The organism is Thalassobacter stenotrophicus (assembly GCF_001458315.1).
In the GTDB taxonomy this organism is placed as follows: Bacteria; Pseudomonadota; Alphaproteobacteria; order Rhodobacterales; family Rhodobacteraceae; genus Thalassobacter; species Thalassobacter stenotrophicus.
In genome coordinates this window covers 86,105-108,721 of record NZ_CYRX01000025.1, presented here as the reverse complement: position 1 = coordinate 108,721, position 22,617 = coordinate 86,105, and the positions used below count along the sequence as shown (strand labels likewise).

The following is a 22,617-nucleotide window of genomic DNA, read 5'->3' as shown; positions in this document are numbered from 1 at the left end:
GCTCGGTCATATGCGGCACTCCGGGGCAAAGGGGATCTCATCGTCCAGGTCTCCACCCGGCCGGCCACCGCCGCTGGCACCGGCTGAATAGCCACCACCCTGGCCGCCGCACCCACCGACGCCATCCCGGCGGCCGTCAAGTATTGTCAGTTCACCGCGGTAGGGCCGGAGCGCAATCTCCGTCGTGTACCGGTCCTGCCCGCTTTGATCTTGCCATTTGCGGGTTTCAAGCTGCCCCTCGATGTAGACCTTTGAGCCTTTGCTCAAATACTGCTCTGCCAACCGGATGAGCGCATCGTTGTGGATCGTCACGGAGTGCCATTCGGTGCGCTCTTTGCGCTCACCTGTGTTCTTGTCTTTCCAAGTCTGGGAGGTCGCGATGCGCAGGTTGCAAATCTGGCCGCCATTATCGAAGGAGCGGACCTCGGGATCGCGACCGAGATTGCCGATAATTATGACCTTGTTGACGCTGCCCGCCATTATGACTGCTCCTTTTGGCCTTGCGGCTTTTTCAAGATTTCGATTGCCCGGCTGCGGTTCGGAAGTCGGCGAATATAGCCGCGCTCTTCCAAAGCCTTAATCAACCGATGGACGTTAGACTTTGAAGCGAGCTCGAGCGCTTCGGCGATCTCACCAAAGGAGGGCGAATACCCAGTGCGCTTGGTGTAAGCGGCGAGAAACACAAGGGCCTCGTGCTGGCGGGGTGTCAGCATGGTGCCCCTCCCCGCGCTGGCTGATTGACGAGACCGCCACGCACCGACCATTGCTGGATCGCTTCCAAAGAGCCGCAGCATCCGGCAGGAGCGTAGTTCACCAAAAACAACACGTACTTGTAGAGCTGCTCTCGGTTGACCTCGTCGGCTTTGGCTGTCGCTTGGATCAAATCGGTTTGAAGCACCGAGCGGAGAAAAGAGCCGGGCAAAATCCCAAGTAGGATGTAGCGCGCGAGGCCCGCCCGCATGTGTGCCGGGATCCAGCGGCGAAGCCCCTCTCCTAGCTCGCCGCCTGCGTATTTGCTGTAGGCCTCCACCGGGTCATCAAAGGTTTCTTGAGACAATTCGGATCTGCGGTATGCATCCATGGTCATGAATTTACCCCCCCGTTGGTTGCGCTGTTGGCCGCCTTGTTAACCTGCGCTTTTGCGGCGTTGGAAAGCGTCGCGATTTGGTCTTCCCAAAGGGCCATCACCGCATCGACCGCATCAGCATCTTCGCAATCGACCAGGTCACCGACGATCCGAGCGACAAGGCCCGCTGCGGCCTCGTCAGCTGGGTCAGGGGCGCCCTCTTCCTTCTTCTGGGGTATTGCTTCCGACTTTGCAGGCTTGGCCTCAGCGGCGCGTGTTTTGGCGGGCTTTGCATCCTCATTGGGCGTCTGTTCGGTTTGCTCGTGGTCCGATTGGGAGCCGCTCTCGTCTTCGGCGGTTTGGACGGCCTCGGCCTCAATCATCTCTCCGTCCTGATCACCCGGGACCGCATCAAGCGCCTCGCTAGGGTTCATCGCAAAGGACGCAAAGTCTGCTTGCCCACCGTCTACGGTTACTGCGTCGCGGAATTCCACCGAGAGGGGCAAATACTTTGAAAGCGCGCGAATGGCCGTTTTCTTGGCCATTTCGTCTTCATGGGTGCTCCAAGGGTTACGTTCCGTCGTCCCGTACTTGACCGCCGTCTGCCAGCCTTGGGATCCATTTCTGATCTTTGTGACCTTGGCCCATGGCAAAACGACATAAGCGTGCCCGCCGTCCCGGAATTTAGCGATGGCATAGGCGTGCAGCTTGTCGCCCTCCTGCGCCCCCGGGACGTGGCGTAGGCGCGCCTCCGTGCCTTCCTCGTACTCCCAAACCTCGTCGTCTGAGTAATGGATATTGGCCGAGATGGACGAGATATGCCCGGAGCGCCGGGCAAGGTCGATCAGTCCCTTGTAGCCGACCACCAGCTGGACCTCGGTAATCTTTTTGCGGTTGTTTTTGAACGGGATCAGGTAGGCGTGCCCCATGATCGTATTGGGCTCCAGCCCTAACCCCGCGCAGGTCATTAAACCGCCCAAGAGGCTCATAGGATCGCACTCTGCAAGCTTTGGCGTTGTCCGCATAGCGTTTGCCATAAGCCGCATCATGCGCTCGGGCTTCATGTGCGCCGCCGCGACCTGTTGGAGCTGGGCTTTCGCCGCATCGTTCCAAAGCAGCTCTTTGACGTTTGTCACTTGGGTCAATGGCTTGGTTTTCACCTTTTCAATCGCCGTGCTCACAGCTTTTTCTCCTCAAAGATTTCAATGCCGGGAATTTTAATTGGTTGGCCTTTGGCCGCGCGAATATCGGCATTGGCCATGCGCACGATTAAATCGTGCAGTTCTTGGCGCTCCCGGTAGTGAAGCATCGCTTGATTGATGTTGCTTAGGCGCCCAACAAGTACCGTCCGCAGGCTTGTGCGATTGTTACCTGTTCCGGTGGCCGAGGAGATGCGCGTTTTGCGTTCAGCCTCCGAAGCCTTAGCTGCCTCCACTGCGGCAGCGGCTTTTTCCTCTGCCTCAGCGATAGCCGCCGCGTTGCGGTTACGCTCTGCGATCCGACGCTCGTTTTCCGCTTCCTCGGCAGCCTTACGTGCCGCCTGCTGCTCGGCCCGGCGCTGCTCCTCGGCGATACGATCCTGCTCGTCGAGATACTCTTGAAGCGGCGCCTTTGCGATCTTGCCGGCCGCTTCAATCACGCCTGTTATCTTCTTGAAAGCTGCGTCGATCTCACGCCCAGCATCAAGAAACGGCTTTTTCTCCTCTTGGCGACGCGCCTCAATTTCTTTGAGGCTACTGCGGGCGGTATCGAGAAAGTCTTTCAGCTTGCCTGCTTCAGCCGGGGTCGAAATGTTTTTTTCCCCCCATACGCTGGCCGCGTCAGCAATCTCTGCCGCCTCCTTTGCAAAAGCCTCCACAATCTCGGCGTTGAAAACAGGGCCCTTGTTGTGGCCGATGCCAGCGGTTTCGTTGTCAAACACAATCACAGCTCCCCTTCAGCCATAACGGAAACGATGGGCTTGCAAGCGAAAGGCGGCTTCTTCACATCAACGGCCGCTACTGTGACGGCCTTAGTGCCGTCATTGGTCTCGACCTTGACCATATCGCCGGGGCGCAGCGGCTGGTCGCCGTCAAAGGTGTAGGTATAGGTGCGGTGGTGCCGCGGGCTGAATTTCACAGAGACGAACATTTTGGTTCCTTTCATGGTCTGATTTGCCCGGCGCGCAGCCGGATCGGTGCGTGGGTCGCCGCCATCTCGGGATGCCGACGCTGGAGGTCTTGGAGATCGAGGTATTCAACCCTGCTGATTGGGTTCTTGCAGATCGAAAGCCACGCCTTGGCCGGATCGCAGCGCTCGCCATTCACCTCGCAGACGATCCGCTCGTCGCCGGCCAGCTCACCGTTCTCGTCAACTTCGCGCTTGACGCTGATCGAGGCCGGGACAAAAGGCCCTCCCTTAACCATCCGGGTTTTAAACCATCCGCATTCAGGCTCTCCCTCATGAATTGGGACGGCCTTTCCGGCCAGCGCGGCGCGATGCCACGCGTAAAGGCGCGCAAGGGTGGTGGGCTGCCGCATCACTTGCCTAATTCTGCGCGCAAATATGTGGCGCGGTGCGGACGAAAGAGGCTACATGCCGTTGGTGCTGCTTCCACTCAGTCATCATCGCGATGCGAGCAGAGGCGAATGCGCAAATTTCTATAAAACCTTGGCTCATGTTATCTCTTTGTTCTCTCTGAAGTGGGTTTTAAGCGCCGGAGCGCCCAAAGCTCGGATTAGTTGAGGCCGAGGCCGTGACCGATCAGGAGAATGAAGTAGCCGGTCCCGAAAATCGAAATTGCGCCGATACAGTCCTCGATGATCAGGCGCATTTCGCGCCAATCGATGTGGGGGACTTTGATCGCGTACTTTGTAATTTTGGACTGTTTCAGAAACATGTGTTCACCCCTTGTTCTGGAGGAACATTAATCCACATATTGTGGATTGATCAAGTGTAAATTCACAATGTGTGGATTTTAATTTTTCAGACTAGACAAAGAATGCAGCGTGTTGCTAATTCGTTCTCATGGGAGACTTAGCGCATCAAGCCGAAGTAGACCGCCGTCTCGATCGCATGATCGAGGTGGCTGATCAACTTAACGTCCCTCTTGATCATGTTGTCGAGCACATGGGCTGGTGTTCTCAAAGTGACTTCCGCAGGCTTTCCGGCAATCCGTCGCTTCTTCCGCGATACACGAAATCCAGTGTAACACCGTAGCGATCACAAAGGTCCATGGCGCGTTCTACTGGAATTCGGCGGTTACCTTTTTCCCAGTTGTTGTATTGAGTTATATTAAAGCGGTTCTTCTCAGCCCAAGCCTTTTGGCTGTCGTCTGAAAAAGCCTGCCGTATGCGCTCCAGGCGCACGCCGATCTCATAAAATTCTGGACGTTCATTCATGGCCTACTGATCCACCGAATGTGAATTTCTTTGCAATCTACTAATCGTGGTCTTGTAGTAATCCACTTATTGTGGAAAGTAGGGCTATGAACAAAGCAAAATACATTGCTGCACAGCTTGGACAAAGGCGCATCGCTACGAGATTGGGCGTTGGGGCGTCTGCAGTCAACAACGCTGTGGTACGGGGCAAGTTCCCACCTGCATGGTTCCCCGTCATCCGCCAAATCTGCGAGGCTGAAGGGATTATATGCCCAGAGGCCGCGTTTAATTTTCGAGCGCAGAGCAATGATCATTTAGAACTTCTCCCTTCTCGAGAGTTTTTACGTACTGGGAAGCCATCCTAATGACGTCCTTCCGACACGTCATACATGCTCGCATCGACGCGGATATGAAGCTTTTTTATGGAAACAGTGCGTTTCGATCGCACAATTTCCAGTGCGCGATCAAGGGATTGGCCTTGAAGTTTCAAACCGCACGTTACGCCAAAACAAAACATCTTCTGCAAAGGGCGGTGGCTTTGGCTGCCGGTCGTTTTTTCGGTTTTGAAGCCAAGCCCGGAGGCATCATCGCCATGACAAGCCAATGCTTTGTTTGCGGCAACCCAGTCGCCCCCTTTGGCTTTGGCTGGCCCGGGCCCCGTTCGCAAAAACCAACAGATAAGTGCGGATACCTCCGCACATGCGGCGAACACCGCCCTGCCGGCGAACAGCGCCGTCTCGACGCTATCGCCAAAGCGTACGGCCGGCCCACGCCCAGCAAACAAGAAACGACCCCTACCAACACGAAAGGCATAAACGCATGAGCTATCCCAAAAACGAAAAAGGCTTCGCCATCACGCTTGAAGATCTGCTTCAAGATATCGCCAGCGCCGACGACACGGCTCAAACGATTTCCGAGGCGAACGGCGAGCACCGTTCCAACATCAAGGGCATCCTTGACGAGCGCGGCTACCACAAAAAGGCTTTTGCTGATTTCCGAGCCATGCACGCCATGTCGGACGAAAAGTTCGCTGATTATTGGCGCACCATGTCCGCCTGCTACGAGGCTTACAAGATCGAGGCCGAAAGCCGCATCTCCGACCTACTCGACCGCAAGGGCGCGGAGTCCTCCGGGATGGAAGCCGACATGGGGGTGAACTAATGGCGGGTTCCTACCACGGCCGGTTCGCGCAGCAACCCGGATGGGGCAAGCATCGCCTTCTTAGATGCGAAAAAGTCGTCTTGCGCTGCGGACTGGTGAAAACCTTTGCCCTGTACGCGACACGCGACTGGAAGGCTGCCTGATGATCGTAGCCGCGCTGGACCTTGCCACGAAGACCGGCGTCGCGGTTGGTCCCTGCGGGGGCCAGCCGGAGCTGTGGACGCTCGACCTAAAGTCAAAGCATGAGGCCAAGTTTCACGCGTCCCGGCTGATGGAAATTCAGGGGCTCACGCAACGACTGATCGTCGAGATGGACGTCACCAAAATCTTCATCGAGAAGCCTTTTGTAGCAGGCCATAACAACTTCGAAACAACGCTTTTGACGATTGGCCTGACAGCAAACGTGATCAGCTGGGCCGAGCGCAAAGGCGTGCCCTTTGACCTGATCCCAGCGCAAACCGTTGCACGGTATTTCATCGGGTCTGGCAAGATGAAACGCAGCGCAAAGAAAGCCGCGATCCTTGCGGAATGCCAAGAGCGCGGCTGGGCGCCTCAGGACGACAATCAGGCTGATGCCGCCGCCTTGTGGGATCTCGCCTGCACGCGCCTGTGTGGCGCACACGCAGCCGCCACGGTGCCTCTTTTCCATCAGCAGAGCAAAGACCATGAAACAAGAAGCGCACAACCAGAAAGCGCCAAATGAGCCACTACATGACCGCGCTGGCCATGAAGCAGCCTGGCCTGAAACCCGCCACAAAGATTGTGCTCTATTGGCTGGCTGAACACCACAACGGCGAAACAGGCGCATGCTTTCCCAGCCTCAAGACCCTGGAGCGCAAATGCGAGATGAACAGATCAACCGTTGTGCGGCACCTCGAGGCTTTGGAACAGCTGGGGCTGATCAAGCGCAATCGGCGCGAGCGCGACAATGGATCGCAAACCAGCACGGCGTATATTCTCCATCTGCCCCCTGTTGCAGAACGCAACAGCCCCTGTGGGAAAACGCAACAGGCCCCTGTTGCAAAACGCGACCCCCATAACCTTGGAAATATTAACCTTGGAATTGAACCAGAAGATGATCACCGCGATGCGGCGATCAAGGCGGATCAGCCCGCTCAAGGCGGTCTAATCCAGGTATCGGAACCTCCCCTTGAAGGAAATATCGGAAGCGACGTCGCGAAGGCATCAGGCGGCCTGCGCGAAGGCTGCCTCAGCATCGAGGAAGAATTCGAAAGGGTATGGGAGCACTACCCGCGCAAGGTGGGCAAGGGCGCGGCTCGGAAGGCATGGGCCAAAGCACGGAAGCGGGCAACCTATGCCGAGGTCACCGGCCCGCTCGGCGTTTGGATCAAGCTGCAGCGCGGCACGCCAGTCGAGAAAACCCCTCACTTCACAACGTGGCTCAATCAGGAGCGCTGGCTTGACGACCAGACGCACGCCCGGAACCGGGCCGAGACTACGACCGACCGGCTCAACCGGCTCGGATCAGCTTCCACGGAGGACCGGTGCGACGCGATCGCCCGTCCACGACGCACTCCCCCACAAATTGAACTGAGGATGGACCCATGGCGGCAATGACCTATGAGCGGCGAAAGCGCGCGATCTTTGAATTCCTATACCGCGACCCGGGCGGGCTGCTGCACCGCTACCGCCTCCCTGAGCATCTTTCAGACAACGCGCTTCGCGACGAGGTCAATCTGCTGGTCGAGGATATCAACGGGATCATTCCCAGTGATTACGCCGAGACCGACATGACGTTGCTGACCCCCGAAATCAACGGCGCTGTTCGCCGACGGCACGGCGCGCAAGGGTGGCCCCCCGCTAAGGTGATGATTGCCGCAACCGAGGATGCCGTTGCTGCATCAGCTCAAGCCAAGGCAGCCAATAAGACCGCTCGCTCCGGGCCCCTTGACCCATTTGAGGCCGCTGCTGCTGCAATGAAGGCCAAGCAACCCGTGGGGGAGCAATTCCTCTGGGGCGCGCACGCGGTGGAGATGATCTCCCGGGGGCTCATCGATAGCGAAACCATGGGGGAGTACCGGTCGGGCGCCTTCTTGACGCGGAGGGCGCACTACGGCGAGCAAAAGGCGCTGACTTGGGAGGACGAGGCAAAGGAGCGGCATCGGTTGGCAAAGGAGGCTTTCCGGTCACGCCGTGAAGGCGATGGCGCGATCTCGGAAGAAGTCCTCCGGGAAGGGCAAGAAGAGCTCAAGGCAGCCGCTCGATCAATGGACCGCCGCTCGTCCTCGATGCGTCGCTATGCTTGAGGGCGCCTCATGAGCAAACTTATTTCAGGTATCTATTCCAAAGGGCCCAGCGACTATTCCGCTGAGCGCAGGGCGCGCATTGTCCAAGAGCAAAGTCAAAAGGCGTGGCGCGAGCGCGGCATAGCAATGATCCCGGTTGACGACTTGGTCAGCGATTGGGACCGGCAGGCCGTCACCAACATCGCAAACCGGCTCTACGGGGGGCGGCGCGATGCGAAGTGACAGAACCGCGCACCTTAAGGAGGAAGCGCACACTTGGACACCTGAGCTGGTGCGGGACCGGATGATCGAGGCCGTGCGCTGGGCGCGATACAACGCAGGCTCTCCAGGGCCCTCGCAGATCCGCTCCTCGATGCCCGAATACACCCCCACGCTTGAAGACCACCTCGCTTACGGGTGGGGCCTCCCAGAAAAGGCAGAGGGTGTTGCGGAGGCTGAGCGCAGCAAGCGCGTCACAATGTCCCCCGAGCGCGTCGATGAGATGATTTGGGTCTTGGATTGGTGCCGGCTGTATCTGGCAAAGGACTGCCCCGGCGACGCCGTAATGTTGAACCTGTGGCTTCGGTGCAAGGTGCATCGCTTCAATTTCGAAGCCGCCCTCAAGTCCAGGGGATACCCCATGAGCCGTCGCCATGCCGACAGGATGAAAGACCGGGCCCTTTCCACAATCTCGCAGCGCCTCGACCGTGAAGGATCAAAACCATGACTGACAATCGTGCCGACAACATGAAACGCCTTAACGCGGACCCTGAGTTTGCAGCCAAGCGCGACCAGCGTGCGCGGGAGCGCTTCAAGGCCGAAAACGACAGACTACAGCGGATGGCAAACATAGCCAAGCGGGGTTGCGATGTTCCTGCGCGCCTAGAGGCGGATTGGAAATCGCTCAAGCAAATGAAGATCACTAATCGGGAGGCTGCAAGCATGCTCAACATACCATGGCTAGGTGAGCCCGAGGATGAAAATGATGCCCGCTGGGCCTCGCGCCGAGCCTGCGACGTGGTCGACGAGCTGATCGACCTTGTTGAAACCAACGCGCGGTTGGATCCAGATTTAGCCTACGAGCTTGTTGAGCGAGGCAAGCGGATCCAACGCATCCTCGCTTGGAACACTCAAGGCCAAGCTTTATGATACGCGCATGGGCGGCGGATTAAGCCTTAATCATTCGGCGGCCCTAGTGGTTTAATTTTAGGGTTCGTTGCCATCACGCCATGTTTTCGGTGGACCAAGCGCTTAGAGACAGCCCCCCAAACAAATAAGCGCAACAAAGTCCATACCCCCCTAGCAACCCACACTGCCCCCGCTCACTGGTCAATATGGCGAATCTCAATGGCTGCTGAGGCTATGTTGGGGGTGCTGTTGTGCTGTCTGAGGGGGCAGTTTAGTCTCAGCTTGGCATTAGAGTGTAGTCTGTTAAGCTTTGTTGAACGGATGGAGGGCATTGAAAATGGCAACGTGTCAGAAATGTGGTAAGTCTGGTTTTGGGCTCTTGGAGATGAGGCAAGGTCATTGCCCCTCTTGTCGGTCAGAAGCTGAGCGTGCAGAGCGTGATAGGCCAAAGGGCAAAACGAAGCAGGTAAACAGTCAGATAGACGCAATCCTCCTTACGACAGAAACAGCCCCGAACCTGAACATCTCCAAGCGAATTGAGATCGTTACGGCTGAGTGTGCCTTTGGAATGAACGTCTTTAAAGACTTGTTCGCAGGGGTTCGTAATGTCGTTGGGGGGCGATCTGAGGCTGTACAGAAGACCATGCGTGATAGTCGCAGGACTGCACTCTATGAGCTCAAGAAGGAAGCCTACGAAGTCGGTGCCAACGCTGTTGTGGGCGTTGATTTGGATTACGTGGAGTTGTCGTCGTCAGGGTCTATGGTGATGCTGGTGGCGAGTGGTACTGCCGTTGTGATTGAGGGATAATGGTATGAAGAAAGTGTTAGCTTTAGCAGCGGCTGTTCTTACGCTTCCAGCACATGCAGAAATGATTATTGACGGCTCGTCTGAAGCGACTTTCAAGCAATCCATCGAAGAAATGCTCAACAGTTATGCCAGCTCAGAAATGAAAGAAGCTTTTAGCGAGGCTCTACTTCAAAAGTTGATGGACACTGACCCGCTAACCGCAAACTTGTCCGGGTTTGATCGCTTAGCAGGAGTACTACAGGCAACCGAAACGATGCATGTGACGTTAGATGGAGTAAGTCAGAGTGAGATTGAAAGGACAATACTTTCATCAATAGATACTAAGACGACGTCTAGTGACAAAGATAAACAAGTGGCAAATGAAAAACACTGCGACTTAGACCAACATGTTGCGGTACTAATTAAGGATATTGAACTTATTGATTTAATGGGCCCAACCGCCAAGGTGACGGTATCAGTTACAAACACGGGCCCATTTGCAATATCTGGATTTGCGGTATCATATGCACTGAGCACCGATGGACGCACCGTTCCATGGGAAACCGATGACTACTACTTCAATGAGGTGAGTGGCGGGATTGAGCCAAACGAGACTATTGCCGATACGATTTTTGTTCATGATCTTTATGATGACCGTGTTTCACAACCACTATCCATAGAATTGGAAGTAGTTGACGTTAGAGACTACGAGGGACGTTTCCTCAGGGATCCAAATGTCAACTTGTTGGACTATCCAAATGAACTAACGAGACTGGATTGCTTTGAAACAAATTAAACCGTTGGATTAGCTGCGGCTAACGCCTCTGCGTACTTGGGAAAAACCCACACACCCCACCTCAAGGGTCAACGACATTACCATCCTCCGTGGGATCAAGTGAAAGTGTACATAAAAGACAATCTGACCTGCACCGGAAAGCATCGTTTGGAACGCAGAACCAAACCAACTAGGGGAAAACCAAGCAATACAATTCAAGATGGCAGGCTAGAACCAAGCATCAAGCCTCTCACGAAGCTCTAATTGCTTTACGAGCCCACTATTGGATATGAAGATCTGGTCTTAAAAACCGGCAGTCAAAGCGATAGCAGCCATTTCATCAGGATTGTAGGAGCGGCAAGCGCATCAAACGTATTCTCGCTTGGAGCACTTAAGGCCAGGCCTCCAAATCAGCGGCAGAAGCCCAGTGGTTCGATCCTTCTTGGTCCAGTGAACCATGCATCTGCAAGGGCCTCGAATGGCAAAAAAAGCTTGTTTCTATTCTCGACTCAGTTGATCGTGACATGCACCGGCAGGCTATGTAACGAATGGCGGTTAAGTATGTGAGAAGTGACCATGACTTTGTAGAGCTGGAGGGTATTTTGGGCGGCATTCACGAAAAGGGAAAAAAGTTTGATGATGGTGTAACTCGTTATTATGACCCAGCAAAGCACAAGTGGGTCACGCAAGACGAGATTAAGCATCAGTCTAAACTGGAAAATGCTAGCAGTGTGATGGTAATTGTGGCTGCGGTAGTTTTGGGTGGCGGCGGTTTTCTTTGGATGGTGGCCCAAACATTTTTTTAACAAAAATTTCAAGTTCTTATAAGATATGACCGGCAATGACTTTGTTCGAAAAAAATCTGAGCCAGCCTTAGTTCTGCTCACCTAACCTGCGCGCAGTCTGACAAGAACATTTTGATACGGACGAATGTAAATCCACAGAATTAGTCAGGAATCAGCGCAGGTGTCTGGCGGCCTAGCCCCCAAGCGCCCGGTTTCTGAATTATATTGGACATCCCAATTGCTAGGTGCCTTACAGAGCACCCGAGCGCATGCAGATGCCATTGCCAAAAGGCCAGATGCGCCCAAAAGTACCGCATTCGGATTGCTAGGTCACAAACACCTATTGTTGCAAACGACCCTCAGTTTCAGCCATTCCTCACGTGCGGGGACTGGTGCCGCCTAAACAATGGGGGAGCCAACAAGCATCCTCATAGCCCGCTAGCCTTCGCACAAACTCCAAACACTAGACGCGCTGTCCTGCGCTCTGGTGAGTCTGACAAGCCGTTAGCAACCACCCTACCAAAAACGCACTCGACGCTCTGAGAGCGCAACAGGCTGGCGCAGCCCCCCCATTGGGTCCCCTCCAGGGCATGAGGTGCATGCGGCGCGCCTTGGCCCGATATTTTCGCGTTTTTTATTTTTCAAAAAATCCAATGGAGTTGACTGTGAGCCCCACCACAAAAACTGCCCGCGACCGCACCGATGCGTCGCGATGGCCTGCTTCAAAAATCGAAATGTGGCAGATTGCAGATCTCATTCCTTACGCGCGAAACGCCCGAACACACCCGCAAGAACAAGTCGATCAGATCGCCGCCTCGATGTCGCGCTTTGGGTTTACGATGCCGATGCTAGCGGCCGAGGATGGAACAATCATCGCCGGTCACGGCCGGCTTATGGCCGCTTCGCAAATCGGAATGGCCGAGGTCCCGGTGATGGTGGCGCGGGGCTGGTCTGACGAGGACCGCCGAATTTACACGCTGGCGGACAACCGGCTGGCTGAGACCTCTGAATGGGACCCCGAAACCCTGCAGGTCGAATGGGATGAGCTAAGCGCGATGGGTCTCGGCGAAGACCTCTCGATGATTGGGTTTTCTGAAGATGATCTAAAAGGCGTTCTGCCCGACGCCCTGCTTGAAGCCTCGGGCGGCCTGACTGACCCGGACGACACTCCAGAAGCGGACGAAACGAAGGTGGTCAGCCAGCCCGGTGACGTTTGGATCTTGGGCGCGCACCGTATCATCTGCGGCAGCTCTACTGAAAAGAAAACCGTGCAGGCCGTTCTTGCCGGTGCAAAGCCTCACCTGATGGTGACCGATCCGCCCTACGGTGTGGAATACGATCCCGGGTGGCGTGAAAAAGCCGGCGTTGCAGGCAGTGACTACGCAAAGGGCAAAGTGCTCAACGACGACAACGCCGACTGGCGCGAAGCGTGGGCCCTGTTCCCCGGGGACGTTGCCTACGTTTGGCACGCGGGGCTGTTCGCAGGCGTCGTAGGAGAGAGCCTGATTGCGACCAAGTTTAAGCTTCGGTCTCAAATCATCTGGGACAAGGGCCAGCTGGTGCTCAGCCGCGGCGATTACCATTGGCAGCACGAGCCTTGCTGGTACGCCGTGCGCGAGGGCAAAACCGGGCACTGGGCCGGGGATCGCAAACAAGTCACGGTTTGGCAGATTGAAAAACCGCGCAAAAGCGAGACCGGTCACGGCACTCAGAAGCCTGTCGAGTGCATGCAGAGGCCAATCGAAAACAACAGCGACAAAGGCGACGCGATCTATGAGCCGTTTTCTGGCTCAGGCACGACGATCATTGCCGCCGAAATGACCGGCCGTCGGTGTCATGCAGTGGAGCTGAACCCTGCTTACGTCGATGTCGCGGTCCGTCGTTGGCAGGAATACACCGGCAAAGCTGCAGCCTTAGAGGCTTCCGGGGAAACTTTTGATGAAACGTTGACAGCTCGCCTTGGAGAAGCCGCTATATGAGTTTTCTGACATCCCATATCTCAGCGGACGTGATGGGTTCGTTCGTCGATGTTCCATGCGGACACGCAAAGACTGCTAAGTCATTTTAGCGAGAGAAAAAACAGGGGGATGTCAGTAATCACTATGAGGAAGGGAAGCTTCGGCCTGCAATCAAACGCCCGCAGCACCGTTGAGTATATCGTATCTTCAATGCATTCACGGTAGTTTGCTAAAACACACGAAGAGGTGTGTTGTTCGCTCCTTTTTCCCAAGGGTACAAAAGATGTAGTCATATCACAAATTTTTGATATCAATAGGATACAGAATTTGAAGCTGTTGACGAAGAAGTGCGTGTCCATATGAATAAGTTAATCGCTTTAGTGGCCACGCTCATTGCAAGTGTTATGCCTGCTTGCGCTGACGTAAATGCTGATGCCAACCGCTTATTCGTTGAAGCAATGCAAGCGTGGAAACAATCAGAGCAACTGACGAATGACAGCTTAGAGCAAGCTCAAGAACGGCTCGATCTGTTAACTTTAGTTGATGAGAATTTAAATCTCATCATAACAGAGAACCCCAGCAGTAATCTCGCTGTGCAACTTTTAATTGGGCCTGTTGGGCCGCTGAGTCTCGATGACCTTCCTGAACAGATTGCAGAAGCTGAAGGACCAATCCTGGTGTTTCGCGGCAATGAACAACTAACGATGGCTAAAGCGCATCTTGCAAACGGCGAGATTGGCAACGCTCGAGTGGCATTGGTGAAGGCCACTATTTTGACAGCTCAACAGATTGAAGATGCAGATGGCCGCGCCGAGGCACTGTTTTTCATTGCGGAGGCGCAGGCTGAAGCAGGCGACGTGGCTGGAGCGTTGAACACAGCTCAGCAGATTGATAGGGCTTGGTTCCGTGCTGTGGCGCTTGCGTCTTTTTCTAATGCGCAATCTGAGGCCGGAGACGTGTCTGGTTCACGTGTGACGATTGCGCTGGCCTTGCAAGCTGCTCAACAAGTTGAAGATGCAGATGGCCGTGCTGAGGTACTGTACTTCATTGCTGAGGTTCAGGCTAAGGCAGGAGACGTAGCTGGAGCGTTGAACACAGCTCAGCAGATTGAGGGTGCCACTCGTGCTAGTGCGTTGCGCGCCATTGCTGAAGCTCAGGCCAAAGCAGGAGATGTGGCTGGAGCTTTGAGCACAGCTCAACAGATTGAGGAGGCTGATGATCGTGCTAGTGCGTTGCGCTCCATTGCTGAAGCTCAGGCCAAAGCAGGAGATGTGGCTGGAGCTTTGAGCACAGCTCAACAGATTGAGGAGGCTGATGATCGTGCTAGTGCGTTGCGCTCCATTGCTGAAGCTCAGGCCAAAGCAGGAGATGTGGCTGGAGCTTTGAGCACAGCTCAACAGATTGAGGAGGCTGATGATCGTGCTAGTGCGTTGCGCTCCATTTCTGAGGCTCAGGCTAAAGCAGGAGATGTGGCTGGAGCTTTGAGCACAGCTCAACAGATTGAGGAGGCTGATGATCGTGCTAGAGCGCTGCGCTCCATTTCTGAGGCTCAGGCTAAAGCAGGAGATGTGGCTGGAGCTTTGAGCACAGCTCAACAGATTGAGGAGGCTGATGATCGTGCTAGTGGCTGGAGCTTTGAGCACAGCTCAACAGATTGAGGAGGCTGATGATCGTGCTAGAGCGCTGCGCTCCCTTATTCGTATCATTGGTATAAAATCTGCTGAGCGATAACGCCTCACATGCGAGGGAGCATCAATCGCCAATAAGGCGCATTATGAATTCAGATTTAATCAACGAATTCAAATTATTAGGCTCCAAAAACCTCATATACGCCCATTTTTAGACCTCGCGAAATTATGTTACGTGTTAGCTGAATTTAAAAATTATATTATTTAACAAAGGCTTATAATTAATTTAGGATTGAAGTCAAAACTGCCAACAATGGGGACAGTGATAGCTGTTGAATGATGCGCAATTTTGGATTTCCAGCGTTGACAGGTTTAACAGAGGACACCAACCTCCAAACAAATCAAAAGTTAGAGGTTCGCATGAAAAAATTATTCTTTGTCTGCTCGACATGCATCTTGCTCACAGCCTGTGGCAACCCGAACCAAGTGTATGGTCTCGGCCTCGTTCCTCAGTCGGTAACAGGTGATGAGAATGGGGTCAGCGTCTTTAATGTATGGGATGCTGGAGCAGCACAGCCGTTGGCCAGTAGACATTGTCGTGAATATGACAAAGAAGCGATCTTCCAGCGTATGCAAGCAATATCAGCGGTGTTTACGTGCGAATGAAATTCGCGCAAATGGATTGCAGGTATAAAGTCTGAGCCAGCTTACCCGCTGACATTAATATGTGCGTTCACCCCGTTACCCTATACTCCGTAGCGACGGGAAAGAGGCATTAGAAAATGCCAAGGAATTTTTGCGTGGCTGTAGTTCTCTCTCTACTCTTCGAGTAGGCGTGACGTATGCCACCAGAAAGCACTGGCGAAACCGCAGGCAGTATCCATTTCGACGACTCAGTCGTCCCTCACCACGACCACCAGCGACGTCGTGGCTTTGTATCCGGTGGCGGCAACATTCGACGTACAGCATCAAGATGACGCTCTAGCATTGCAGTTTTTTCGCGCTCGGCATCAAGCCCCGCCTCAGCACGGGTAAGACGCAGGGCAATGTCCTGATCGTCAGGCTTGGCGTTGCGGTCTAGGAGCGGCTCAGTGGGTGTATCAGCACGATTCGATTGATCCGGCTTGCCCGCCTTGAAGGCGAGCCCCAAAGGGATGCGGGTTAAACTGCATAAGGGGGCCTCAGCTTCGCGTCTGTTGAAATGACAATGACGTCAGCCCAGAAGGAAGCCGTGCGGCTTAGGCCTCCTCGATCCGATACACGCGGCCACGCTCTTCTTTTTCAGAAGATATCAAATGCCCGAGGCGCTTTTTGAGGGCCCCCGACATTGCACCGCGAGCGGTGTGCTTTTGCCAGCCTGTGGCTTCGACTATCTCGTCCAGCGTGGCGCCTTGCTGGCGCTTGAGCATATCGATCAGGGTTTGCTGCTTGGTGACCATTTTGGATTTGGTTTCAGGTTCGGAAAGGTGGAGGCGGGACATAGTGATCTCCTTGATCAGATTTAGATGTATTTTGCTTCAGCGAGGGCAGCGGCCGCGTCCACAAGCTGGCCGGTCGGCACCTCGATGTTGATCAAGTTACTGTCGGCGCTGACCGTGCCGTAGACGCCGCCCTCATCGGCAATGGTGATTTCAATGTCGTCGAGAATGGCATCCATGCGGCTGCGGTCGAGGTAATCAGGCAAACTGCTGATTGCGATGCGGATGGTTGTGTTGGTCATGGCGGTGTCTCTGTCGAAAGCGGCCCCGGTTTTTGCCAAGGCCCGTTTGAGTTCAGGCTGCTGCGCGCATCCGCAGGTCGTTGACCCGCTTCTGCGCAGCCTCAAGGTTATCGGCGATCTCGATCGCGCCGCGCTCGTCTGCGAGGGCAATCGCGAGGCAGGTGGCGGAAAGCAAAAGGGTCATGGCGACCTCCGTGTTGGTGCGTCGCGGGGTGCGGCGCTTCTGTAATCACGTTCGCTCTACCGCCGACGCTTATCAACATAAAAATAATTAATTTCAGAGACTTAATCGCATGACGAACGAGGATGAAAAGCCGAGGGGCAACACCCTGACCGTCAATCAAGTTGCCGCGCTCTGCGGCCGCAGCACACAGTGGGTCCACCAGCTCGTCAAGGACGGCTTTGTCCAGAAGCAGGGCAAGAACCAATACACGCTTGTCTCCGTGGTCCGCGGGGTAATCGCCTATTACGAAGACCTCCAATCCAAGAGCAGCAAGACCGTGGCGGCCAGCAGGGCAACCGAGGCGCGCACGCGCGAAATCGAGCTGCGGATCGCGGAGCGGCGTCGCGAACTGATCGCGGTCGAGGACGCGCGCGCCGTGGTGTTGGAGTTCGGAGCTATTGTAAAATCAGAGTTTGGCGCTTTGCCCGCGAGATACACTCGGGAAATGACCGAGCGGCGCAAGCTGGAACAGGAAGTTAATGGATCGTTCGAACGCATATCAGCAGCGGCGCGAAGATCAGAAGCTGCTCTGGCAGACCCTGAACGAGATTTGTCGGCCAAGTCAGAAGCGTGACCCCGCAGATTGGGCGGCGAACAATCGCGTTTATCCCGAGACTTCCGGCATTCCGGGCCCCCGGAACCCGTGGCTGACGCCTTACATGATCCCATGGTCGTCTGCGGCCCACAACGGGGGCTATCGCCGCGTTGTCGCGGTGACCTCGGCGCAGTCGGGCAAGACCGACAGCATGCTCGACATCATCGGAGCGCGCCTTGACCAGCGCCCTGCCCCGATCATTTACGTCGGGCCGACAAAGGACTTTCTTACCGACCAATTTGAGCCCCGCCTCATGGGGCTTTTGGACGAAGCGGAAAGCCTAACGAACAAAGTGGTTCGTGGACGCCGCATGAAAAAAACACTGAAGCACGTAGCCGGTGTTCGCATCCGTCTCGCGCACGCCGGTTCATCGTCGGCGTTGAAGTCAGACCCAGCGGCGCTCGCTTTGATCGATGAGTTTGACGAGATGATGGCAAACGTCAAAGGCCAAGGTGACGTGCTGGGCCTCGTTGAAGCGCGCGGTGAAACGTATGCGGATTTTGTCACCGCGATCACAAGCACGCCAGCTCGGGGGCTCGTGGAGGTCGAGTTGGACGAAGACACGGGTTTGGAGTTTTGGGGGATCTCGGACACGGACGATCTGGAGAGCCCCATCTGGAAGCTCTTTCAAGAAGGCACCCGGCACCATTGGGCTTGGCCATGCCGGCATTGTTCCGAATACTTTGTGCCGCGCTTTCGTCAGTTGCAGTGGCCCAAGGGCGCCACGCCTTCTCAGGCGAAGCGTTCTGTTTACTTGAGCTGCCCCCGTTGCGGGGGTGTGCACACGAACGATGACAAGGAATGGATGAATGCAAGGGGAGCAATGGTCGCTCCCGGGCAACAGATTGCACTTGTCGATGATGGACCGTCAGTCACCGGCGCTCCAACGGATAGCTCCACACTCTCGATGTGGACGTCTGGTCTGTGCTCTCCGTTTGTTTCTTGGGGACAGCGCGCTGAAACCTATTTGACCGCGCTACAATCTGGCGATGAAGACCGCGTGCAAACTGCAATGAACGCGAGCTTCGGCGAGTGCTATTCCATGACCGCCTCCGGCGATGTCCCAGAATGGCAGGAGGTTTGGGAGCGCCGGTTACCTTACGAGCCCGGAACCGTGCCCTCCGGCGGCCTGCGGCTTGTTATGGGCGTCGATGTGCAAAAGTTCTCTTTGTACTTTGTGATCCGGGCGTTCGGCGCCCGAGGTACTTCTTGGCTTGTCGACTATGGCCAGCTGCATGGCCCCACAGAAACGGATGAGGTCTGGTCGCAACTGGCTGAAATGATGCTTCAGCCGATCGCGGGAATGCAGATCGAGCGGGTCTTTATCGACTCTGGGTTCCGGCCGGACAAGCCCGAGCAGGGCAACGAGCACAAGGTTTACGAGTTTTGCCGCCGGTTTTCGTGGCTCTGCTGGCCGACCAAGGGTCGCGACGTCATGACACCTCCCTACCGGATCTCAAAGATCGAGGTGAAACCAGACGGAAAGCGGGCGCTTTACTCGGTAAATCTTGCCCTACTTTCGACTGACTTTTTCAAGTCGCTGGTGGTTTCGAGGCTGCGGACGCCAATTGATGTGCCCGGGGCCTTTTACGTCCACAGCGACGTGGACGAAGACTACTGCCGGCAGGTCACGTCGGAGGCGCGTATCCTCAAGGGGGGTAAGCCACAATGGGTCAAGCGATCCCGAGACAACCACCTCCTTGATTGCGAGGCTTTGTGTGCTGCAATTGGCTACACGCTCAACGTCCAACGCATCCCCGAGGGTGTTCAACGGTCTGACGGGGGATCTCCTCCCTTAACCCCAGAAGCCGACACCGCAGAGGGTGATCCGCCACCGTCTCCGCCCCAAAAGAGCGGCGGCGGTGGCACGTATCGTAACCGCTTCCAACGATCCGGGAGCAGGCTGAACGGATAAACCATGTCAATAATTTCAAAAGTCCGCGACCTGCTCGTTGGTCAAAATTTGACTGCGCCTGCTGACAGCGGCGATGCAGCCCCTCGGCATGGCAGCCAGTACATGCGCGGTGGTCGAGGGGTAACTTTCTCCGGATGGCGCCCCGCTCTGCGAGAAAGCCAAGACGACATTTCCGAAGCTTGGGATGATGCCGCAGCGCGTGTTGCTGACCTGATCCACAACAGCGGCTGGCTTGCCGGCGCGGTCGATCAGGCGGTTGCCAACACCGTGGGTACGGGGCTGCGCTTAAAGGCTCTGCCTGAAAACGAGACCTTTGGCATGTCCTCTACCGAGGCGTCCAATTGGTCAAAAACGGTTGAGCGCCGTTTTGAGCTCTGGGCTCGCAGCGCCCAGGAATGCGATATCCAAGGGATGCGGACCTTCGGTCAGATGCAAAGCGCGGCTTTCCGCTCTTGGCTGATTTCTGGCGAAATCCTCGCGGAGCTGCCGTTTCGCCGCCGCTCTTGGAACACCTATGGGACAAAGGTTCGGCTTTTGCCGCCTCACCGCCTGTCGCGCAAAACAGAAAACTTGGCGCGTCTTGTGAACGGCGTCTACCTCGATGCGGACGGTATGCCTGTCGGTTACCTGGCGATCCGCAAAGATATGTTTAAGTATGACGTCGAGTACGATGTTCGCGCACGGGATCGCGCCGGGCGGCCTCGGGTGATCCACGTCTTTGATGGGCTGCCCGGTACGCACCGCGGCATCTCACCAATGACGCCGGCCTTGCAGGTCGCGCGGCAGTTTGACCAGCTCGCGGACGCAACTTTGATGGCGTCGATTGTGCAGACGCTGTTTGCCGTCACAATCACGTCGGACGAGCCGACCGAGGAAGTTCTGGCCGGGCTTTTGACACCTCAAGAGCAGGCGCAAATGTCGGCCCAAGGCGTGGCCCCAATGGAAGCCTACATCGACATGGTGGCGGGCTACTACGAGGGCTCGTCGCTCAACGTCGGGATCAATGGCCGGCTAGCGCACCTTTTCCCCGGGCAAGAGCTCAAGTTCCATACGAGCAACCAGCCATCCTCGGATTACAAAGACTTCTCAATGCACCTCCTGCGCGAACTGGCGCGGTGCCTTGGTCTGACCTACGAGAGCGCGACCGGCGACAATAACGGCGCGACCTATTCCTCATTGCAGGCGGCCACGACGGAGATCTTTGCCATCACCAAGGCGCGGCGACAGAACATTGTCGCTCCGTTTTGCCAGCCGGTCTACGAGGCATGGCTTGAGGAAGAAATCGCATCTGGGCGGATCGCCTTTCCCGGCGGGTATCAAGCGTTTCTTGCCAATCGTGCGGCAGCCTGCCGAGCGGAGTGGTTGGGTGCGGCCCGTCCCACGACCGACGACCTCAAAAAAGCCAAAGCGCACGAAGTGTGGAAGCGTCTTGGTGTGATGTCCGACGCAATGATCTGCAACGACATCGGCGTCGATGTGGACGACGTCTACCAGCAGATTTCGCAAGAGCGAGATATGCGCCAAGAGTACCGGCTCCCAGATCCAATGCTCATGGGGGCAGCCGGTGGGGCCTTGGAGGCACCCGACGGAGCAGAGGCCGATGAAGGCCCTGAAGGCGACGCCGAGGATGACACTGACAACGATCCTGATGATGAAGAGGACGCGCTGTAATGGCTCTAACTATCGATGAGGACAGTCCTTGCGCAGCGGCAAAATCGCTCCGCCAGGTCTACATCCGGCTTGTTGCTGGGCAGGCAGCCGCAACCGTGTCGTTTTCAAGTGGTCCATCCGGCGTCTCCCGTTCTGCAACCTATCACGCGGCAAACCCAGAGCGTCTTTTGATGGTCATTCGAGGGTTTGAGCAAAAGTGTGAGGCGTTGCGCGGGCTCAAACCTGCCCGCCGTGCGGTCGCCACAGGAGGTGTCCGATGAATGATCAACCCATCGTTATGCAAGCAGCTGAAGGGGCTTCTTTGACGCAAATCGCGTCTCGGGTGCTCAACAGGCCGCTGCTTCTTCACCCGACAAAAGCTGAGATCATCTTGCAGGTTTTGCAGGGTCGTTTGCCAATGGATGGGGCAAAGATGGAGGGCCTGAGGCCCAATGCCAGCCGGTTCATGGGCAGCGCTACGGACGACGAGGGGCGGCGCAAAAGCTATCGCGTGGCCAATGGCATCGCAATCGTCTCGATTGTCGGCTCACTGGTCAACCGAGGCAGTTGGATTGGAGCCAACTCTGGGATGGTGTCCTACGAGGGCCTGAGCCACCAGCTTAGAGAAGCTGCGGCCGATCCGAGCGTCACCGCTGTCGTTTTGGATATCGACAGCCCCGGCGGGGAAGCCACGGGCATGTTTACGATTGCCGAGCAGGTGCGCGCGCTTGCGGCAACCAAGCCTGTCACCGCCTATGTCAACGATATGGCCGCCTCCGCAGCCTACGGGATCGCCAGCGCCGCAACCGAGATCGTGGTCTCTCCAACTTCGATTGTGGGCTCAATTGGGGTCGTTTTAACCCACCTCGACCGATCGGCAGAGCTTGAGCAAAAAGGCGTTAAGGCGACGCTGATTTACGCAGGCAAGCACAAGGTCGACGGGAATGCGTTCGGCCGATTGTCGGAGGCGGTTCAAGCCGATCTCCAAACCGAAGTTCTCAAGTTCTACGACCAGTTTGTCGGGCTTGTGGATCGCGGCCGCGCAGCCATGAACGACACAACCATCCGGGGCACGGAGGCTCGGACCTACATCGGACAGGATGCAATTGATGCAGGCCTTGCCGACCGCATCGCGACGTTGGACGCGGTGCTTTCTGAACAATCAACAACGGCCCCCGGGCCCCAAACGCAAAGGACGGGATTTGGTATGACCAAAACCACACAAGCCGGAGCACCGCAGGCTGAAAACGCGGGCATCACCGAGGCGCAAATGGATGCGGCCGTAGAGACCGCGCGTGCCGAAGGCATGGCCACCGGTGCCGCTCAAGCAAGTGCGCGCATCAAAAGCATTTTGACGTGCGAAGAAGCTGAAGGCCGCGAGCCGCAGGCTATGGTTCTGGCGCTCGATATGGACATGAGCGCAGAGGATGCGGCGAAGGTTCTGGCGACATCGCCCAAGTCCTCCGGTGTTGCTTCTATCGAAAGCCGCGCAGCCGGCGAGCCGGAATTTGGTGGCGATGCCAGCAATGGGTTCGGCTCCGCGTCTGACAAAGTTGCCGGCGGATGGGCCGCTGCCATCAACAACGCAAACAAGCGCTTCGGTTAATCCGAGCAGGGTCTG

General features: G+C 56.1%; 31 protein-coding genes. 18 read left to right on the top strand and 13 right to left on the bottom strand.

Annotation, left to right across the window (positions count from 1 at the left end; translation table 11 throughout):
* Positions 1–6: 6 nt before the first annotated feature.
* The 10 genes from ssb to THS5294_RS07605 all read right to left on the bottom strand — a co-directional run bounded on the left by ssb (position 7) and on the right by THS5294_RS07605 (position 5,209).
* A complete protein-coding gene (ssb, locus tag THS5294_RS07645) occupies positions 7–480 on the bottom strand; it encodes a single-stranded DNA-binding protein (protein WP_058123289.1) in 474 nt (157 codons plus the stop codon).
* Positions 480–713: a LexA family protein gene (locus THS5294_RS07640; RefSeq protein ID WP_058123288.1), complete on the bottom strand. Its 234-nt coding sequence runs from the start codon at positions 711–713 to the stop codon at positions 480–482. The genes ssb and THS5294_RS07640 overlap by 1 nt, the downstream gene beginning before the upstream one ends.
* Positions 707–1,087 (bottom strand): hypothetical protein, encoded by a 381-nt coding sequence (locus THS5294_RS07635; RefSeq protein WP_058123287.1) that lies wholly within the window; start codon positions 1,085–1,087, stop codon positions 707–709. Before THS5294_RS07635 ends, THS5294_RS07640 begins: the two co-directional genes overlap by 7 nt.
* Complete coding sequence (locus THS5294_RS07630) at positions 1,084–2,247, bottom strand: recombinase RecT (RefSeq protein WP_058123286.1); 1,164 nt, start codon at positions 2,245–2,247, stop codon at positions 1,084–1,086. Before THS5294_RS07630 ends, THS5294_RS07635 begins: the two co-directional genes overlap by 4 nt.
* Complete coding sequence (locus THS5294_RS07625) at positions 2,244–2,987, bottom strand: hypothetical protein (RefSeq protein ID WP_139278628.1); 744 nt, start codon at positions 2,985–2,987, stop codon at positions 2,244–2,246. The genes THS5294_RS07630 and THS5294_RS07625 overlap by 4 nt, the downstream gene beginning before the upstream one ends.
* Positions 2,988–2,989: 2 nt before the next feature.
* Positions 2,990–3,211: a hypothetical protein gene (locus THS5294_RS07620; protein ID WP_145974157.1), complete on the bottom strand. Its 222-nt coding sequence runs from the start codon at positions 3,209–3,211 to the stop codon at positions 2,990–2,992.
* Entirely contained in the window at positions 3,208–3,585 is a 378-nt protein-coding gene (locus THS5294_RS07615; RefSeq protein ID WP_058123283.1) for a hypothetical protein, read from the bottom strand. Before THS5294_RS07615 ends, THS5294_RS07620 begins: the two co-directional genes overlap by 4 nt.
* A 197-nt stretch (positions 3,586–3,782) precedes the next feature.
* Positions 3,783–3,944, bottom strand: coding sequence for a hypothetical protein (locus THS5294_RS18335; protein ID WP_158508586.1), 162 nt, complete (start codon positions 3,942–3,944; stop codon positions 3,783–3,785).
* A 244-nt stretch (positions 3,945–4,188) separates the two neighbouring features.
* Entirely contained in the window at positions 4,189–4,446 is a 258-nt protein-coding gene (locus tag THS5294_RS07610) for a helix-turn-helix domain-containing protein (RefSeq protein ID WP_058123282.1), read from the bottom strand.
* A 340-nt stretch (positions 4,447–4,786) separates the two neighbouring features.
* A complete protein-coding gene (locus THS5294_RS07605; RefSeq protein ID WP_058123281.1) occupies positions 4,787–5,209 on the bottom strand; it encodes a hypothetical protein in 423 nt (140 codons plus the stop codon).
* Positions 5,210–5,244: 35 nt separating this feature from the next.
* Between THS5294_RS07605 and THS5294_RS07600 the strand changes: the two genes are divergently transcribed.
* The 13 genes from THS5294_RS07600 (at position 5,245) to THS5294_RS18235 (ending at position 15,559) form a co-directional block, all read left to right on the top strand.
* Positions 5,245–5,586: a hypothetical protein gene (locus THS5294_RS07600; RefSeq protein WP_058123280.1), complete on the top strand. Its 342-nt coding sequence runs from the start codon at positions 5,245–5,247 to the stop codon at positions 5,584–5,586.
* A gap of 142 nt (positions 5,587–5,728) precedes the next feature.
* A complete protein-coding gene (locus tag THS5294_RS07595) occupies positions 5,729–6,289 on the top strand; it encodes a hypothetical protein (RefSeq protein WP_058123279.1) in 561 nt (186 codons plus the stop codon).
* A gap of 8 nt (positions 6,290–6,297) precedes the next feature.
* Entirely contained in the window at positions 6,298–7,164 is an 867-nt protein-coding gene (locus THS5294_RS07590; protein ID WP_058123278.1) for a helix-turn-helix domain-containing protein, read from the top strand.
* On the top strand, positions 7,152–7,853 hold the full coding sequence (locus THS5294_RS07585; RefSeq protein ID WP_058123277.1) for a hypothetical protein: 702 nt from the start codon (positions 7,152–7,154) through the stop codon (positions 7,851–7,853). Before THS5294_RS07590 ends, THS5294_RS07585 begins: the two co-directional genes overlap by 13 nt.
* Positions 7,854–7,862: 9 nt before the next feature.
* On the top strand, positions 7,863–8,075 hold the full coding sequence (locus tag THS5294_RS07580) for a hypothetical protein (protein ID WP_058123276.1): 213 nt from the start codon (positions 7,863–7,865) through the stop codon (positions 8,073–8,075).
* Complete coding sequence (locus THS5294_RS07575; RefSeq protein ID WP_058123275.1) at positions 8,065–8,559, top strand: hypothetical protein; 495 nt, start codon at positions 8,065–8,067, stop codon at positions 8,557–8,559. Before THS5294_RS07580 ends, THS5294_RS07575 begins: the two co-directional genes overlap by 11 nt.
* Positions 8,556–8,981 carry a hypothetical protein gene (locus THS5294_RS07570; protein ID WP_058123274.1) on the top strand — a complete coding sequence of 142 codons (426 nt, stop codon included), beginning with the start codon at positions 8,556–8,558 and terminating at the stop codon, positions 8,979–8,981. Before THS5294_RS07575 ends, THS5294_RS07570 begins: the two co-directional genes overlap by 4 nt.
* A gap of 364 nt (positions 8,982–9,345) precedes the next feature.
* On the top strand, positions 9,346–9,768 hold the full coding sequence (locus tag THS5294_RS07565; protein ID WP_233486437.1) for a YbjQ family protein: 423 nt from the start codon (positions 9,346–9,348) through the stop codon (positions 9,766–9,768).
* A gap of 4 nt (positions 9,769–9,772) precedes the next feature.
* Positions 9,773–10,543, top strand: a complete 771-nt coding sequence (locus tag THS5294_RS07560) for a hypothetical protein (RefSeq protein ID WP_058123272.1) — start codon at positions 9,773–9,775, stop codon at positions 10,541–10,543.
* Between the two features lie 527 nt (positions 10,544–11,070).
* The gene (locus tag THS5294_RS07555) at positions 11,071–11,328 is read left to right on the top strand and encodes a hypothetical protein (RefSeq protein WP_058123271.1); all 258 of its coding nucleotides are present in this window, start codon (positions 11,071–11,073) and stop codon (positions 11,326–11,328) included.
* Between the two features lie 644 nt (positions 11,329–11,972).
* The gene (locus tag THS5294_RS07550; RefSeq protein WP_306434209.1) at positions 11,973–13,286 is read left to right on the top strand and encodes a site-specific DNA-methyltransferase; all 1,314 of its coding nucleotides are present in this window, start codon (positions 11,973–11,975) and stop codon (positions 13,284–13,286) included.
* Between the two features lie 338 nt (positions 13,287–13,624).
* Positions 13,625–14,923: a hypothetical protein gene (locus tag THS5294_RS07545; protein WP_058123270.1), complete on the top strand. Its 1,299-nt coding sequence runs from the start codon at positions 13,625–13,627 to the stop codon at positions 14,921–14,923.
* Positions 14,924–15,229: 306 nt separating this feature from the next.
* Positions 15,230–15,559, top strand: a complete 330-nt coding sequence (locus THS5294_RS18235) for a hypothetical protein (RefSeq protein ID WP_139278627.1) — start codon at positions 15,230–15,232, stop codon at positions 15,557–15,559.
* A 572-nt stretch (positions 15,560–16,131) separates the two neighbouring features.
* On the opposite strand, the gene THS5294_RS07535 is transcribed toward THS5294_RS18235, so the two are convergent.
* From THS5294_RS07535 to THS5294_RS18700, 3 genes are read right to left on the bottom strand one after another with little or no spacing between them, the layout of a single operon-like run.
* Positions 16,132–16,374, bottom strand: a complete 243-nt coding sequence (locus THS5294_RS07535) for a DUF3489 domain-containing protein (RefSeq protein ID WP_058123268.1) — start codon at positions 16,372–16,374, stop codon at positions 16,132–16,134.
* Positions 16,375–16,394: 20 nt separating this feature from the next.
* Positions 16,395–16,613: a hypothetical protein gene (locus THS5294_RS07530; protein ID WP_058123267.1), complete on the bottom strand. Its 219-nt coding sequence runs from the start codon at positions 16,611–16,613 to the stop codon at positions 16,395–16,397.
* A 52-nt stretch (positions 16,614–16,665) separates the two neighbouring features.
* Complete coding sequence (locus tag THS5294_RS18700; protein WP_268873757.1) at positions 16,666–16,797, bottom strand: hypothetical protein; 132 nt, start codon at positions 16,795–16,797, stop codon at positions 16,666–16,668.
* A gap of 109 nt (positions 16,798–16,906) precedes the next feature.
* Between THS5294_RS18700 and THS5294_RS07525 the strand changes: the two genes are divergently transcribed.
* Genes THS5294_RS07525 through THS5294_RS07505 form a run of 5 tightly spaced genes read left to right on the top strand, consistent with a single transcriptional unit; the run spans position 16,907 to position 22,602 of the window.
* Complete coding sequence (locus THS5294_RS07525) at positions 16,907–17,410, top strand: hypothetical protein (RefSeq protein ID WP_058123266.1); 504 nt, start codon at positions 16,907–16,909, stop codon at positions 17,408–17,410.
* Complete coding sequence (locus THS5294_RS07520; RefSeq protein WP_072936660.1) at positions 17,316–19,346, top strand: terminase gpA endonuclease subunit; 2,031 nt, start codon at positions 17,316–17,318, stop codon at positions 19,344–19,346. The genes THS5294_RS07525 and THS5294_RS07520 overlap by 95 nt, the downstream gene beginning before the upstream one ends.
* Positions 19,347–19,349: 3 nt before the next feature.
* Positions 19,350–21,017 (top strand): phage portal protein, encoded by a 1,668-nt coding sequence (locus tag THS5294_RS07515; RefSeq protein ID WP_058123264.1) that lies wholly within the window; start codon positions 19,350–19,352, stop codon positions 21,015–21,017.
* Positions 21,017–21,277 carry a hypothetical protein gene (locus tag THS5294_RS07510; RefSeq protein ID WP_058123263.1) on the top strand — a complete coding sequence of 87 codons (261 nt, stop codon included), beginning with the start codon at positions 21,017–21,019 and terminating at the stop codon, positions 21,275–21,277. The genes THS5294_RS07515 and THS5294_RS07510 overlap by 1 nt, the downstream gene beginning before the upstream one ends.
* The gene (locus THS5294_RS07505) at positions 21,274–22,602 is read left to right on the top strand and encodes a S49 family peptidase (RefSeq protein ID WP_058123262.1); all 1,329 of its coding nucleotides are present in this window, start codon (positions 21,274–21,276) and stop codon (positions 22,600–22,602) included. The genes THS5294_RS07510 and THS5294_RS07505 overlap by 4 nt, the downstream gene beginning before the upstream one ends.
* The last annotated feature ends 15 nt before the right edge of the window (positions 22,603–22,617 follow it).

Bases quoted from the DNA above. Each gene is read 5' to 3' on its own strand.
- THS5294_RS07520 (WP_072936660.1), top strand. From the start codon at position 17,316: ATGGATCGTTCGAACGCATATCAGCAGCGGCGCGAAGATCAGAAGCTG.
- THS5294_RS07585 (WP_058123277.1), top strand. From the start codon at position 7,152: ATGGCGGCAATGACCTATGAGCGGCGAAAGCGCGCGATCTTTGAATTC.
- THS5294_RS07555 (WP_058123271.1), top strand. From the start codon at position 11,071: ATGGCGGTTAAGTATGTGAGAAGTGACCATGACTTTGTAGAGCTGGAG.
- ssb (WP_058123289.1), bottom strand. From the start codon at position 480: ATGGCGGGCAGCGTCAACAAGGTCATAATTATCGGCAATCTCGGTCGC.
- THS5294_RS07615 (WP_058123283.1), bottom strand. From the start codon at position 3,585: ATGCGGCAGCCCACCACCCTTGCGCGCCTTTACGCGTGGCATCGCGCC.
- THS5294_RS07560 (WP_058123272.1), top strand. From the start codon at position 9,773: ATGAAGAAAGTGTTAGCTTTAGCAGCGGCTGTTCTTACGCTTCCAGCA.
- THS5294_RS18335 (WP_158508586.1), bottom strand. From the start codon at position 3,944: ATGTTTCTGAAACAGTCCAAAATTACAAAGTACGCGATCAAAGTCCCC.
- THS5294_RS18700 (WP_268873757.1), bottom strand. From the start codon at position 16,797: ATGACCCTTTTGCTTTCCGCCACCTGCCTCGCGATTGCCCTCGCAGAC.
- THS5294_RS18235 (WP_139278627.1), top strand. From the start codon at position 15,230: ATGATGCGCAATTTTGGATTTCCAGCGTTGACAGGTTTAACAGAGGAC.
- THS5294_RS07510 (WP_058123263.1), top strand. From the start codon at position 21,017: ATGGCTCTAACTATCGATGAGGACAGTCCTTGCGCAGCGGCAAAATCG.
- THS5294_RS07600 (WP_058123280.1), top strand. From the start codon at position 5,245: ATGAGCTATCCCAAAAACGAAAAAGGCTTCGCCATCACGCTTGAAGAT.
- THS5294_RS07590 (WP_058123278.1), top strand. From the start codon at position 6,298: ATGACCGCGCTGGCCATGAAGCAGCCTGGCCTGAAACCCGCCACAAAG.
- THS5294_RS07620 (WP_145974157.1), bottom strand. From the start codon at position 3,211: ATGAAAGGAACCAAAATGTTCGTCTCTGTGAAATTCAGCCCGCGGCAC.
- THS5294_RS07515 (WP_058123264.1), top strand. From the start codon at position 19,350: ATGTCAATAATTTCAAAAGTCCGCGACCTGCTCGTTGGTCAAAATTTG.
- THS5294_RS07635 (WP_058123287.1), bottom strand. From the start codon at position 1,087: ATGACCATGGATGCATACCGCAGATCCGAATTGTCTCAAGAAACCTTT.
- THS5294_RS07565 (WP_233486437.1), top strand. From the start codon at position 9,346: ATGAGGCAAGGTCATTGCCCCTCTTGTCGGTCAGAAGCTGAGCGTGCA.
- THS5294_RS07610 (WP_058123282.1), bottom strand. From the start codon at position 4,446: ATGAATGAACGTCCAGAATTTTATGAGATCGGCGTGCGCCTGGAGCGC.
- THS5294_RS07505 (WP_058123262.1), top strand. From the start codon at position 21,274: ATGAATGATCAACCCATCGTTATGCAAGCAGCTGAAGGGGCTTCTTTG.
- THS5294_RS07570 (WP_058123274.1), top strand. From the start codon at position 8,556: ATGACTGACAATCGTGCCGACAACATGAAACGCCTTAACGCGGACCCT.
- THS5294_RS07545 (WP_058123270.1), top strand. From the start codon at position 13,625: ATGAATAAGTTAATCGCTTTAGTGGCCACGCTCATTGCAAGTGTTATG.
- THS5294_RS07530 (WP_058123267.1), bottom strand. From the start codon at position 16,613: ATGACCAACACAACCATCCGCATCGCAATCAGCAGTTTGCCTGATTAC.
- THS5294_RS07640 (WP_058123288.1), bottom strand. From the start codon at position 713: ATGCTGACACCCCGCCAGCACGAGGCCCTTGTGTTTCTCGCCGCTTAC.
- THS5294_RS07580 (WP_058123276.1), top strand. From the start codon at position 7,863: ATGAGCAAACTTATTTCAGGTATCTATTCCAAAGGGCCCAGCGACTAT.
- THS5294_RS07525 (WP_058123266.1), top strand. From the start codon at position 16,907: ATGACGAACGAGGATGAAAAGCCGAGGGGCAACACCCTGACCGTCAAT.
- THS5294_RS07575 (WP_058123275.1), top strand. From the start codon at position 8,065: ATGCGAAGTGACAGAACCGCGCACCTTAAGGAGGAAGCGCACACTTGG.
- THS5294_RS07595 (WP_058123279.1), top strand. From the start codon at position 5,729: ATGATCGTAGCCGCGCTGGACCTTGCCACGAAGACCGGCGTCGCGGTT.
- THS5294_RS07535 (WP_058123268.1), bottom strand. From the start codon at position 16,374: ATGTCCCGCCTCCACCTTTCCGAACCTGAAACCAAATCCAAAATGGTC.